General features: G+C 69.7%; 11 protein-coding genes. 3 read left to right on the top strand and 8 right to left on the bottom strand.

Annotated features, from left to right (window positions below):
- Positions 1–29: 29 nt before the first annotated feature.
- Positions 30–1,022 (bottom strand): NAD-dependent epimerase/dehydratase family protein, encoded by a 993-nt coding sequence (locus CRP52_RS36405; protein ID WP_097241112.1) that lies wholly within the window; start codon positions 1,020–1,022, stop codon positions 30–32.
- 284 nt (positions 1,023–1,306) lie between these two features.
- Between CRP52_RS36405 and CRP52_RS36410 the strand changes: the two genes are divergently transcribed.
- Both CRP52_RS36410 and CRP52_RS36415 read left to right on the top strand, forming a co-directional pair.
- Positions 1,307–2,638 (top strand): hypothetical protein, encoded by a 1,332-nt coding sequence (locus CRP52_RS36410; protein ID WP_143685933.1) that lies wholly within the window; start codon positions 1,307–1,309, stop codon positions 2,636–2,638.
- A 31-nt stretch (positions 2,639–2,669) separates the two neighbouring features.
- On the top strand, positions 2,670–3,755 hold the full coding sequence (locus CRP52_RS36415) for a UDP-N-acetylmuramate dehydrogenase (protein WP_097241114.1): 1,086 nt from the start codon (positions 2,670–2,672) through the stop codon (positions 3,753–3,755).
- A gap of 68 nt (positions 3,756–3,823) precedes the next feature.
- On the opposite strand, the gene CRP52_RS36420 is transcribed toward CRP52_RS36415, so the two are convergent.
- From CRP52_RS36420 to mobC, 3 genes are all read right to left on the bottom strand, one after another.
- Complete coding sequence (locus CRP52_RS36420) at positions 3,824–4,783, bottom strand: hypothetical protein (protein WP_097241115.1); 960 nt, start codon at positions 4,781–4,783, stop codon at positions 3,824–3,826.
- A gap of 299 nt (positions 4,784–5,082) precedes the next feature.
- Entirely contained in the window at positions 5,083–5,388 is a 306-nt protein-coding gene (locus tag CRP52_RS36425; protein WP_097241116.1) for a hypothetical protein, read from the bottom strand.
- A gap of 164 nt (positions 5,389–5,552) precedes the next feature.
- Positions 5,553–5,927: a plasmid mobilization relaxosome protein MobC gene (mobC, locus tag CRP52_RS36430; protein WP_179853161.1), complete on the bottom strand. Its 375-nt coding sequence runs from the start codon at positions 5,925–5,927 to the stop codon at positions 5,553–5,555.
- A 1-nt stretch (position 5,928) separates the two neighbouring features.
- On the opposite strand from mobC, the gene CRP52_RS36435 reads away from it, so the two are divergent.
- On the top strand, positions 5,929–6,156 hold the full coding sequence (locus CRP52_RS36435) for a tyrosine-type recombinase/integrase (protein WP_373560588.1): 228 nt from the start codon (positions 5,929–5,931) through the stop codon (positions 6,154–6,156).
- Positions 6,157–6,159: 3 nt separating this feature from the next.
- Here the strand turns inward: CRP52_RS36435 and CRP52_RS36440 are convergent, their stop codons facing one another.
- From CRP52_RS36440 to CRP52_RS36455, 4 genes are all read right to left on the bottom strand, one after another.
- Entirely contained in the window at positions 6,160–9,897 is a 3,738-nt protein-coding gene (locus CRP52_RS36440) for a caspase, EACC1-associated type (RefSeq protein ID WP_097241117.1), read from the bottom strand.
- Positions 9,894–10,304, bottom strand: coding sequence for a hypothetical protein (locus CRP52_RS36445; protein WP_097241118.1), 411 nt, complete (start codon positions 10,302–10,304; stop codon positions 9,894–9,896). Before CRP52_RS36445 ends, CRP52_RS36440 begins: the two co-directional genes overlap by 4 nt.
- Positions 10,305–10,977: 673 nt before the next feature.
- Positions 10,978–11,958, bottom strand: a complete 981-nt coding sequence (locus tag CRP52_RS36450; RefSeq protein WP_097241193.1) for a S66 peptidase family protein — start codon at positions 11,956–11,958, stop codon at positions 10,978–10,980.
- Positions 11,959–12,155: 197 nt separating this feature from the next.
- Positions 12,156–13,061, bottom strand: a complete 906-nt coding sequence (locus CRP52_RS36455; protein ID WP_097241119.1) for a LysR family transcriptional regulator — start codon at positions 13,059–13,061, stop codon at positions 12,156–12,158.
- Between the last annotated feature and the right edge of the window lie 45 nt (positions 13,062–13,106).

Below are 13,106 nucleotides of genomic sequence, written 5' to 3' on the forward strand. Positions count from 1 at the left end.
CCTCCGGTGGAACGACGGGGTAGGATCGTTCAGGCACCCACGGGCTGCGGGGAGTTGGCGGTGAGGTGGGCGAGCTGGCGGGAGATTCCCTGGGTGAGCGCGGTGCGGGGCTTCCAGCCCAGGAGGTCGGCGGCCCGGGAGTGGTCGGCGAGGGTGGCGTCCACGTCGCCGGCTTGGGCGGGCAGCCGGTCGACCGGCACTGGGTGGCCGGTCAACTCCTCGACCGCGTTCAGCACGTCCAGCACGCTGGTGCTGACGCCGGCGCCGACGTTGAGGACCGTCGTGCCGATCGGCGCGGTCGCGGCGGCGATGGCGGCACGGACCACGTCGCCGACGTAGGTGAAGTCCCGGCGCTGGCTGCCGTCGCCGTAGAGGTTCAGCGCAGGTCCGCCGAGCGCCGCCGTGAGCGCGCGGCCGATCAGCATGTCGCCGCGCTGGCGAGGACCGTAGACCGTGAACAGCCGAAGTGCCACGGCGGTGACGGTGGAGGTGGCCTTGCCTGCGTGGGCCACACAGAGCTGTTCGCCGGCGAGCTTGCTGATCGCGTACGGCGACTCGGGGCTCGGGGCGCTCTGCTCGCCGGTGGCGCCGCCGCTGCTGGTCCCGTAGACGCTGGAGGAGGACGCGTAGACCAGCCTGGGAACGCGAACGTCCTCGCAGGCGGCCAGCACGCGTTCGGTGGCGAAGACGTTGCAGGCGGTGTACTCGGCGAACCGCTCGCCCCAGGAGCTGCGGACGCCCGGCAGGGCGGCGAAGTGGAACACCGCATCGGCCTGCAGGAACAGCGCCGCGAGCGGGCAGGTCCTCAAGTCTGCGGCGACGAAGGTGAAGCCGGGGTGGTCGAGGGCTCCCGCGAGGTTGGCCGCCGCGCCGGGGTCGGTGCGGGGGTCGCGGCGGTCCACGCCGATGACGGTGGTCCCCTCGGCGAGGAGGGCGTCGATCAGATGCGAGCCGATGAAGCCGGCGGCGCCGGTGACGACCGCCCGGGACGGGGCGCGTCCTGGTGTTGCCACGTGCTGCATTGAAGTCCCCCAACGGTTGGCCGAGTGTGAACGAGGTACGTGATGCGCGCAGATCAAGGCGCGCGCTGCCCAACGGTCGATCGGTGGTGAGGCTCGCTCTCGATGGCGGCCGGGGCGTGTCGAAACCATCACGCACCGCAACCCCAGCCGGGAAGGGCTGGTGGCGGTCAGTCAGGTCAGGTGTTGGTCAGAATGGTCAGATTCACCCAATGACGGAGGGCGGCCCCGAGGGCTGCTGTACGTTGGCGTCCAACCGTCAGCAGCATCGGACTTCGAGGTCACCTGTGGACGAAGGGTCTGTTCTCGGCGACTGCCTCAAGCGACTCGGTTGGTCGCCCGACAAACTGGCACGCGAGATCAACCGGGTGCGCCCGAACAGCATCAGCCCGAAGGCGCCCTACGGCTGGCTCAAGGGCTCCACGCCGCGCGGCTCGCTTCCCCAGATCGTCGCGTCGATCCTCTCGCACCACCTGAGGGAGACGATCACCGCCGAGGTCCTGTGGCCAGCGAAAGCCACTGCGCCCGGTGCCGATGGCTGGCTACAGCAGCCTTGGTCGCAGGACGGCACCTGGGAGGGACTCGGATCATTCACGGCCGGTCCCCTCCGCTCCGGCCTCGGCGTGTCGCGGCCCTTGTCGGGCCAGGGACTCATCGGCCCAGCCGTCGACTGGCTGACAACACCGGACGCGCCAGTCGCCGGACGGCCCATTGGCGAGGCAATCAGCCCCCAGGCCATCGATGTCCTTGCCGATCGCGTCGCCCAGCTCCGCCGGCTCGACGACGCCCAGGGCGGCCCGCTCGTGCTGGACTGGATCACCCAGGACCTGAACTGGGCCGCCCACTTGGCCCGCAACGGCACCTACGATCCAGCCATAGGGCAACGCCTCCACAGCGTGCTCGCCGAGCTCGCGCAGTTGGCCGGCTGGCTCGCCTGCGACCTCGGTCGCAACGCCCTCGGCCAGCGCTACCTCCTCTTCGGACTCCGCGCCGCGCACACGGCCAACAATCGCGCGCTCGGAGCGAACATCGTCTCCTGCCTCAGCTACCAGGCCACCTGGCGCAGCGCGCACGACGAGGCGCTTCGCCTGATCAAGATCGCCCGTCAGGGAGTCGGCGGTCCACCCGGTGGAGCTGTCCATGCACTCCTCGCCACCCGGCAGGCTCGCGCCCACGCCCAGCTGGGCCAGCTGGACGACTGCGCCCGGACCCTCGACGAGGCAGCCGCCCTGGTCGAGTCCGCAGCTGACGAGAGCACACCCCCATGGGCCTACTGGGTGACGCCGGCCGTCCTGGCCGCTGACGCCGGCCGAGCCTGGCTCGAACTCGGCCGCCCCGAGGTCGCCGAACAGCACCTGTTGCGCGGCCTTCAGCTGTTCGGTGACGAGCAGCCCCGGAACCGGCTGCTGCACACAATGTCCCTGGCAGAAGCCCGGCTGCGGCGGCACGACCTCGACGGCGCCGCCGAGGCCACCCGCCAGGCCCTTGATCTCCGCTCGTACCTCGACTCCGGCCGCGCCAGAGAGCGGATGGCCGGCCTACGCCACGAGTTCGAGCACTCCGACAGCCCATTGGCGTGCGACGTCACAGACGAGATCGGCGCCGTCCTGGCCGCGTAGCCTGGCCTTCCGCACGCACCCGAGGAACCGCATGTACGTCCGCACACAGGTCCCCCTGGCTCCGCTCACCACGCTCGGCATCGGCGGCAACGCCGCAGTCCTCGCCGAGCTGACCGACCCCGCCGACTTTCCCGACATCGTCGGCCTGGCCCGTCGGGAGGGCGCCCGGCCACTGGTCCTCGGCGGCGGCAGCAACATCCTCGTCGCCGACGCCGGATGCGGCGTGCCTGTCGTACGCATGGCCACCGAGGGCGCGGTGTTCGAGCGCGGTGACGACGGCGAGGCCGTCACTGCCACCGTCCAGGCCGGCCACATGCTCCAATCCCTGGTCGAGGAGACCATCTCCAACGGCCTGACCGGGATGGAGACGCTCATCGGCATCCCCGGCTCCGTCGGCGCCACCCCCGTCCAGAACGTCGGCGCCTACGGGCAGGAAGTCGCGGACATCCTCGTACGCGTCACAGCCTGGGACTGGGTCACCGGCCGCGAGGTCACGCTGTCGGCCGAGGACTGCCGGCTCGGGCACCGAACCAGCATCTTCAAGCACTCCACCCGTTGGACGCTCCTCACGGTGACGTTCCGGCTGCGGCCGTCCGAGCTGAGCACCCCGATCATGTACGGGATGGTCGCCAGGGTCCTCGACGTCCCCAAGGGCACGGCCGTCCCCCTTGCCGACGCCGCTGCCGCCGTACTGACTGTGCGACGCGGCAAGGGCATGGTTCTCGACCCCGGAGACAGCGACAACCGCAACGTCGGCAGCGTCTTCCTCAGCCCCGTCATCGACGAGAAGCAGGCCGAGACGCTCCGGGCCGAGCAGGCGCCCGTGAACGCCTTCCCCGACGGCCTGACCAGGGTCAGCGCCAGCTGGCTGATCAAGGCCGCCGGGTTCGCTCTCGGCCAGCCGATCGCCCCTGGCATCCGGATGTCGACCAAGCACTTCACGCTCGTCGCCGAGGGCCACGCCACCGCCAGCGCGTTCGCCGAGGCATCCAGGACGGTCGCCGAGAGCGTGCAGGAGGTTACGGGAATCCAGCTGACCCCCGAGCCCGATCTCTTCGGCGACGAGCCCGCGTACCTCCGCCTCAAGCAGAACGCGCTCGCTTCAGCAGCACTCTGACGGGGCTGGCCAACCCGGACGATGCGCTCCGCATGCCGGGCCTGGCACCCCCCGGGGGCAGACGCTCCCTACCCGACGGTGGCTGCCAGGCTACCCAGGTTCAGACCGACCGTCTTCGCGGTACGTAGTGCGGCTCGGGCGCGTGCGGCACCGGCGCGGGTGACCGCGTCGCCGCCTCCGACGGTGAGCATGCGGCTTTCGAGGCCCGCACAGGGTCGGCAGATGCCCGGCTGGGGCACGGGGTCGTGGCACTTGGCGCACTCGGCGTACCGGCCCGCCACCGGGCGCACAGGGGCCGGTACGGGTGGCATCTTGCGCTCCAAGCGGTTGCGCAGCACCGCCACCGGCGAGTGGACCGGGACGGGCAGGCCGGGCAGGAGGGCAGCGGCAAGGTCGGCGTGGGTCGCGCCGCGCTCCAGCCACTTGGCGACCAGCGGCGCAAGCGTGCGCGCTTCGGGCTCGCCGAGGTGCAGGCGCGGCTCAGGCCAGATCACCCGAAACAGCGTGGCGACCGCCTCGCCGACCTGCCCGTCCGGCACCGTCGGCGCGTCCTCGGCCTCCTTGCGGTCCTCCTCCCGCCCACCCTGCTCGTCGCCCGCCTCATCGGCGGCCGTCCGAATGTCGGCAGGGTCGGTGGGGAGGGAGGGTTCTTGGTACCGGTTCTTTACTACAAGGACGCCAGCATCACCGGAGGTCGCTTCACCGCGGACCGGACGGGTGGCACCCGGCACCACCAGCTGCGGCGTGTCGTAGACGTGGGTCTCGGTGCGGATGGTGCCGTCGGGCATGCGGATCTTCTCGACGCGGTAGAAACCGGCGTCGGTCAGCTCCTTCAGGGCCTTGCGGATCGCGCCGCGCCCCTGCGGGCTGGTGTCGGCCATGTGCCGGCCGTCCTCGCGCCAGCCGTCCGGGCGGGAGAGGAGGTCGGCGAGCAGGCCGCGGGCGGTGTAGGACAGCTGCCGGTACTGCAGCATGCAGTTGGGCAGCACGGTGAAGTTGCGCGCGTGGGCGCTACGATGGACCCGCATCGGGAGTTACCGCTCCTGGTGCCGGACCCCGGGGTGTTAGCGCACCGCCGGGGTCGCCTATTTTCGGTTGGATTACGGAACGTAGCACACGCTCCGATCGAAGATCGACGCAATCGGCGAGCGATCAGCATCACGCCTCAAACGGTCAAACGTGGCTGTCGAAGAGACCCAAGTGGCAGTTGTGGAAAGCCACTTGGATGCACTCGTGCCGCCAGCCTTCGGTCCGAGGTTTGCGGTCGCAGTCAGGTCGCCGCGCCCCGGCTGACCTGCGCGTCAGCGGGGGTGCGGTGAGTGCCCCGCTAGTCCCAGATCGCCCCGGCGAGAAGGCCGTCGAATGCGAGCGCCCGCATGGCGGTGTTGAAGTCGTCCCACTCGTTTTCGGGGTCGGTGAAGTGCTGATCGAAGTAGTCGCGGGTGAGGTCGGGCTGGTGCCATTCGTGGGCGCAGCGGCAACGGACGAACACGTGGGCGCGGACGTTCAGGAGAAGCCAGTCGCGGGCGGCGTTGCACAGTGGGCAGGTGATGGTGGTGCCGAGCGGGTTGAGCGGGTCAGGGTGGGGGACAGCGCGGATCACGGGGCGGGCGGTGTTGGCGGGGTCGGGCACGGGCGCCTCCAGGGGTGCGGGTCGGTGGGAACCCGACACAAGACATCCCTGCTCGGGAATGTTCCCGATCACCGATAGCGACACCAAATCGACATCAACTGCTGTAGCAGTCAAGGTGGTTGTGTTGTGCTGTGGCGGTGCTGTCGACGTTTGCCACCCGGCTCCTACCGCCCCACGAGTTCGGCGGCGGCGGTGTCGACCTGGGAGACAGCTCGCCGGACGAGACCCAGGGCCGCGTCGAGTTCGGCGGGGCGGAGGAAGCCGTGGGCGTTGAGGGCGAAGGCGATCTGGTTCAGGTTGTTGCCGACCCGGGCCAGTTGAGCGCGGCTGGCGGCCAGTTCGTCGACGGCGCGGTCGAGGCGGTCTTGCGGATCGCCGGCACTCAGGCCACGGGCGTCGTTGAGGGTGCCGGTGGCGCAGAAGCGGGCGATGGTCTGGCTGCGGTCAGCGGCGGCTCGGCGGATCGCCGTGGGCGAAGAAGATCCGGCGGATGTCGGCGAGGATCCTCGCTCCGCCGCAGCTGTCCTCCTCGACGCCACGATGCACGACCTCCGGCACTTCTACGCCTCGGTGCTGATCAAGCACCGCGAGAGCGTCAAGACGGTGCAGAAGCGGCTTGGCCACGCCAAGCCGTCGATCACGCTCAACACCTACACGCACCTGTGGCCGGATGAGGAGGACACAACGAGGGCGGCGATCGAGGCGGTCTTCAGTGCTGTGCCCTCGATGTGTCCTCCGCGCGGTCAGGTGGCGATCAGCTCGATTTGAACATCACTGCTGATCGGGCCTGGTGGCCATGTCGAACAGCCGCCAGGCCGGGACCCGTTCAGCGGCTCGGCCGCCCTCGACGTCGAGCAACTGCCGCCGACGCAGCATGAGGCGCAGATGGCGAGCCGCGTCATCTGCATCGTCATGCCCGGGGTCAAGTAGAACGGCTATCCGGTCCTGGCCATTTCGAACGACGGCGTCAGCTCGATGGCCGTTTACTACGGCGTCGAGCTCGACGGTTGCCCCAGGGGGAGCCGACAGGCGGGTGTATAGCCGCTTGATCAACTCGCCGTGCCCGTCGTGCTCCGATGGGCCAGGAGGGCTTGCCGCCGTGGCTGCTCGGAACAGCGCGGTGCCAACGCCGCCTCGTTGCTGCCACAGGTCGGCGTTGCCGACGACGATGAGGTGTGAGCGGGCACGGGTGATGGCGACGTTCCACAGGTTGATCTGTCGGTCCACCCAGCTGACCGCACCAGGGTGCATCCCGCCGCCCGCGACGAGTGAGAAGACCACGACGTCGCGTTCACCGCCCTGGAATGTGTGGACGGTGCCGATTCGGACCCGGGCAGGGTCCGTGCGGCCGAGGCGGCGTTGCAGCGCCTCCTCATGGGCCTTGAACGGGGTGACGACACCGATGGTGGCCTCAGCCGGAAGATCGCGGAGCAGACTCCGGACGAAGTTCTCGGCCATCTCGGTCTCACCGTCGTTGACCCAGGAGCCGCCAGAGCGCGGCCTTGTCGCGGGCGTCCGGACGTCCGACCAGACGATCGCCGGCCGGTCCAGCGATGGGCGCGAGCGGACGTCCGTGAGCACGGTCAGCTGGCCGTCGTAGAAGAGACGGTTGGAGACATCCGCGATCGCCGGGTGGCAGCGGAAGTGCTCGTCCAGGAGCAGGCTGGCTCCTGCGGCCCGCTCTGCGGCGTGGAAAGCGCTGTGCCGCCGGTAGGCCAGCTGGTGGCGCTCGAGCCAGTCCGAGCGAAGTCCGCTGCTTCGCCGGATCATCGACTCGCGCTCCGGGCCGATCTTGGTGATGTGCGGCAGCTGCATGGCGTCCCCGATGATCAGGGCGCGGCGTGCTCGGAAGAGCAGCGGCAGCACGGCGGGGATGGAGCACTGGCTGGCCTCGTCGACGATGACCAGGTCGAAGAGCCCGGCATCCGGCGGAAAGTTCCGGGCTGAGAGGCTGGTCACTGCCCAGCCCCGGGCAGCGGACAGCACCGACCTGACCGCCGGCCAGTCGTTTCCGTTGGCGTCGCGAGTTGTGAGCAGTTTGATGATGGCCTGCCGCCCCGTACGGGCTGCGGTCTTCACGGCGCTGTCGAGTAGCACACTGCTGGTGGAGCGGACCCCGGCCTCGACGTTGTCGAGTGCCTCCGACAGCACTGCGTCGTTCGGCAGGGCCAGCGCGCGCTCGCGCCCCCTGCGCCAACCTTGTTCAGTCGTGGCGAAGTCCGACAGAGCCGAACACAGTTCGGAGGTCGGCTGTCCGTTGGACTCGACTCCGATCCGACGCAGCAGTTTCTTGCGGCGTCGCTCGCCGAGGAACCAGGCACGTGACAGGCCGGCGGCCTTTCGCGACAGCCTCTCCAGATCATCGGTGGCCAGGAGCTCGCCTAGGTCACCGACCGGCAAGCCGAGTCGGTCGGCGTGCTGCTCCCGAGCCTCGCCGCTCTGACGCAAGGCCCGCTCAAGAGCGGCTGCCTGGGCGAACTCCTTCTGCAGCTTCGAGAGGCGGTCGGTCGCGACGTCGACCTCTAGCTCGGCGGTCCTGAGGTTGCGAAATGGCTCTGGGACCTCCAACAGCTTGCGAAGGGTGGCGTCCTCGATCCCTCGATAGTCGGTCTCGCCCCAGGAGGAGCCGGTGCGAACGACGCTGCCGGGCGAGAGCCGCTCACATCGTTGCCAGACCTCGTCGACGGCCTGGTTATTGGTGGAGGCGATGAGCACGCGTTCGCCCGCGGCCAGGGCTGTTGCGACGAGGTTGGCCACCAGCTGGCTCTTACCGGTTCCGGGTGGGCCAGTCGCTACGGTGAGCCGACGCGTCATCGCTGACCGCAGCACGGCTGACTGTGCCTCGTTGGAGGGCAGTGGGGTCACCAGGCGGACCGGCTTCGGGGCCGTTGCCTGGGACTCCGCACGCTCGGCCTGAACCGGTGAGAGCGCGGCGAGTGCAGTGCGCCCGACCTCGGGGACCTTCTTGGTGATGTCCTTGAAGTCGGCCAACAGCTTCTTAGTCGGCCCCGTGGGATCACGTGGAGCCAGGAAGAGCACTGCTGAGTTGCGCGCACCGTTGCCAGGCGTTCTGACGTCGATCCTGTCGGCCAAATGGTCGGGGCGGGGCTCATGGACGCACGGCAACTCGTACTCCTGCATCAGGAGGTTGCGCACGTCCACAGCCATTCGATCATGCTGTCCCGCATGCCAGGTGGGCTGGTAGGTCTCCGAGAGCTCTGCGGCCTGCTCCTTGCCGAGCCACGTTTCGGCCAGCCGCGGGTGCGGCATGACCGGGCCGTAGGGTTTGAGTCGGGTGCTGTTCTCGTGATGCACCACCTCGACCCGGCGTACGAGCAGCGGGGCAAACTTCGGAGCCGCCCAGCTCTTTCCGTTTCGAGGGCCGTTGAGGAGGACAACGGGGTAGCCGGCCCAGAGGTCCGCATCCTGAGCTGCGGCTGCCTCGATCAACTCCACGGCCTCTTGGGGCACCTCGGTGCAGTCGTCCTCATCCAACTCGCCGGACAGCAGGCGCTCTGATCCGGTGAGGCAGACATATTTGGTGCCGTGGTCGTAGACGGACATGAGTGGCGTGTCCGCCTGATCCGACAGCACGCACTGCTGGTAGTAGGCGAGGAGTTCGGGCCACCCCGGTTGGCTTCGACCCGGTGTGGCCGCCTTGGGAGTTTGCTCGGTCGACGGGGACTCAGGAGTGATTCGCCGAGTGAGCGGTGTGAGTCGCGGGGCGCTGCCGACGGGGCAACTGGCCAGGATCATCCGGTCATCGACGCCGTGGGCGGACTTGACCGGGATCTGTGCCGATCCCTTGGCGCGCATGCGTCGGACGACGTAGTCGAACAGGTCGCCGACGGAGACCTCTCCAGTCCCGCTCTTGCTGACCTTGCCAGTGCGTAGCGCTTCGACAACCTCCGCAGTGAAGGCGGACGGCTCGATCACGCCACCGGCCTCGGAGCCACCGTACGAGTCCTCACCGACGCGCGAGGACGAGAGCACGTACACGCCGTGGCTGCGCAGGGGCGAGTCCGCACCCGACTTCGCGGCCGGTGCGCTCGGCTGGTCCGTGGTCCGCAGGCCGACTGCGAAACCACCACTCTGGCAGCAGTCGATCATCACGACCTTCTGCCGTGCCCAACAGGACTCCAGTCGCTCGTTGACGAAGCCCGCGCCCACTGCGGTCGCGGCGACCCGGTCGTGGTCGGTGTCCTTGGCGACGAAGTGGAACTCTCCACCCGCGCGAGCGGAGAGCCTGGTGCCGTGGCCGGAGACGTAGAGGAGTGCGAGTTCGTCCTGATCGCAGCTTTCGAGGAACTCGCTGATCTCGTACTGCATGTCGTCCGCGGTGAGGTCGGCGACCGTCTTCACCGAGACGAAGGCACCGATGCTGCGATGTTCGAGCACCTGCCCCAAGTGCCAGACGTCCGCCTTGGTGGAGGGCAGGCGGCCGAAGCGGCCGTCGTCGTAGTTCTCGTTGGCGATCAGCAGCGCGCGGCGCCGCACCAAGCGACTCACGCCTGCTCGCCCTCGGGGGTGTCCGACTCGTCGGCCTGGTCGAGGAAGGCCTGGATGATCCGCTCCTGCGCCTCGTCAGGCCGACCGGTCACCGTGAGAGACCGTTCCCCGTCAGTGATCTCGACCTTCCGGTGGCGGTCCTTGGCGCACCATTCCTTGATCAACTCGATCAGGATGCGGGATGCCGGCCGAGCCGCGGCGGCTGCGAGCCCAAGGGCTGTGATCTCGCTGAGTGCCCCGCCCTTGCGGCCGTCGTCCGCAGGCGTGGTCTCGGCGGTCAGGTAGGCCGTCTCGGGTGTGCCAGCGCGACGGAGCGCGTCCTGCAGGTCCCGAGTGAGACGTTCCTGGCGGAGTGTGTCGCCGCCGGCGAGCACCTCCAGTCGCCACAGCGGTTGCTCCTGACTCACGCTGCCCCCTCATCCTCACCAGCAGGCCACCCTGCAGGCCGAGAACAGGCTACGCCGTTCGGTGGTTTTGCGTGACCGTTTGATCACATAGGGATTCCCGAGGCGGTCTTTCCGATGCGTGTGGCGTCAAGGGGGCGCGGGGCTGGCGCCGAATGAGCCGATTAGCGCCCGACGCCCGGGGGCACACCGGGGGGCTGGTCGACACGCTTCTGGCTGCGCGCATCGTCCAGCGTTGTGCCCCCGATGTGCCCTCCCTGGCCGAAAAGTTAGCGTTTCGGCAGGTCAGCGGCGTCGACTAGCGGTAGTTGTAGTACTGGTCCAGCGGTGCGCCGTGGGGATTCGACGGCTTGAAGGACGTCCAGCACGGCACGCTCCCGGCCGCCGGGCTGGGCTCGACGACAGCATCCGGAGCGGACGGGACGGACGGAGCGGACGGGACGCGGACAGCGGCCTGGGCGGGCCCGGCCAGGCCGCCCAGTGCGAGAGCACCGAAGATCGCCGCCGATACCGCTGCTGTGACCGGTTTTCGTGAGCCGCAACGACTTCACTCTTCCCTGGTTGACGATGACATGCCAAACAGGCTCGCGCAGCCTGAGCCGTCCCGCCCAAGGCGCGCAAGAGGACCGCCGCGCCGCCGGCGTGCTCACGGCCCCTCCTGCACGGGTCGGAGCCGTCAGGGCCGTACCGCCGGTTCGAGCAGCGACAAGGTCCGTTGCTGCGCATCGAGGCCGGCACGGATGCCGACCGGCATCGGCAGGTTCGGGCCGGCGTGCCCGAAGTCGACGTTGCCCAGGACCGGGATGTCACGGTCGCCGAGGACGTCGAGGACGAGCTCGGGCAGAGTGGGGGAGGCGCCGGGCTCCAGTCCGCCGATCCCGCGCGGCACACCCACGACCATGCCGGAGATCCGATCGAGGATGCCGCTGTGCCGCAGCACCTGCAGGTAGCTCCACACGTACGAGGCCAGTCCGCCCATCTCCTCCCAGAACAGCACCGCACCGTCGAACCGTTCGAGCGGCAGCGCGAAACGCGTCGCCTGCGCCAGCACGATGCGATTGATCACCCCGCCGATCAGCGGGCCCTCGACACGGCCAGGACGCCAGCACTCCCACGTCGGGCTCGCCGGCAGCGCACCGATCGCCTCGGTCCCGGTCAGCAACCTGGCGTAGAGCTCGACGAGTTCCGCTCGGCGCGCCACGGGCGCGGACTGCCAGTGCCCGCCGAAGCCCGGGACGGCCATGTCGGCATGGAACCCGACCAAACCCGTGCGCGCATGGAGCACCAGGTGCAGCAGCGAGATGTCGCTGTAGCCGAGGATCGGCTTGGGGTCGGCCCTGATCGCCTCGACGTCGATCAGGTCCAGATAGCCGAGCGCCGTCTGTCCGCCGTCACTCGCGACGATCGCGCGCACCTCGGGATCGCGCAGCAGACCGTTGAGCTCCCCGGCGATCTCCGCCGGCGTGGCCGCGCTCCACCACTGGCGGCGTCCTGCTTCGAGCAGCGGCGCCCGGCGCACCCGGAACCCCATCCGTTCGAACACGGCCACCGTCTGCTCGACGTTGGGCTCGTGAGCGGCCTCCAACGGACCGGAGAGCGAGGCGATGACGACGAGGTCCCCGGGCACCAGGGCACGCGGTCGAAGCAGTTGAGGCAGTCGAGACTGTTGGGGCTGTTGGGGCAGTCTGGGCAGTTGCGGCAGTCGTGGCCGTGCAGAACCAGTCATGGCGTCAGTGTCGCCGATGCCCTCGGCAGGGTCACCCGACTTTCGCCGGCCGGCGGCCCGCCCCGATGCGGACCCTTCGCGCAGGCGTGCTCGGCGGGCATGAGCCCAGCCCGCGGAACACCACCCGCTCAGCGCCTCGCGGCGGCCGTCTGACCCGCGGCCTGCAGGAGCAGGTCGCGTAGGGCGGTGGCGGCCTCCGACGGTTCGGCGGGGGTGAGGACGACCTGGTCGGCGGTGGTCGAGGGGCCGGTGAGGGGGATGACGCGCAGTCCGGAGGGCCGGTGGTCGAGGGCGGATTCGACGGTGATGCCGATGCCCGTACCGGCGGCGACGTGGGCAGCGATGTCGTGCACACTGTCGGCGGTCCTGATGATGCGCAGGTCGGCCCCGCCGATGTGGAAGGCGGACAGGAGGCGGTCGCAGAGGCCGCTGTTGATCTGGTGGGGCCAGGTGAGCAGGCCGGTGGTGGAGAGTTCGGCGGCGCTCAGCTCGCTGCGGCCGGCGAGGGGGTGGGCGTCCGGGACGAGCGCCATGAACCGCTCGGTGGACAGGACGGTCGCGCGGACGCCGGTGATGCCGTCGGTCGCCCAGCCGATGCCCAGCCCGATCGACTCCGCGCGCAGGGCGGTGAGTTGGGCGGTGGTCGGCATGGTCTCGGGCACGATCGCCACGTCGGGGAAGCGCTCGCGCAGTTGCGGCAGGCAGCGCAACAGCAGCTGGTGGCCGGTGTATTCGGCGTGGGCGACGACCAGGGTGGTGGCCGCCCGGCCGCCGGCGGCGAGCGCGCGTCCGCGCTGCTGGAAGCGGCGCAGCTGGGCGAGGGCGGCGTGGGCGTCGGGCAGCAGCGCCTCGCCGAGCTCGGTCAGTTCCACCCGGCGGCTGGTGCGGTGGAACAGCCGCCCGCCCAGGGCGTTCTCCAGCCGCCTGACGGCGTCGCTGACGGTGGGCTGCCCCCGGTGCAGCCGCGCGGCGGCCCGGCCGAAGTGCAGTTCCTCGGCGACGACGACGAATGCTTCCAGCTCGATCCGGTCCACCGGAGCAGGTTAGCGCGATCGATCGGTGGGGCCGATCGCTGCGGG

The organism is Streptomyces sp. 1331.2 (genome assembly GCF_900199205.1).
In the GTDB taxonomy this organism is placed as follows: Bacteria; Actinomycetota; Actinomycetes; order Streptomycetales; family Streptomycetaceae; genus Kitasatospora.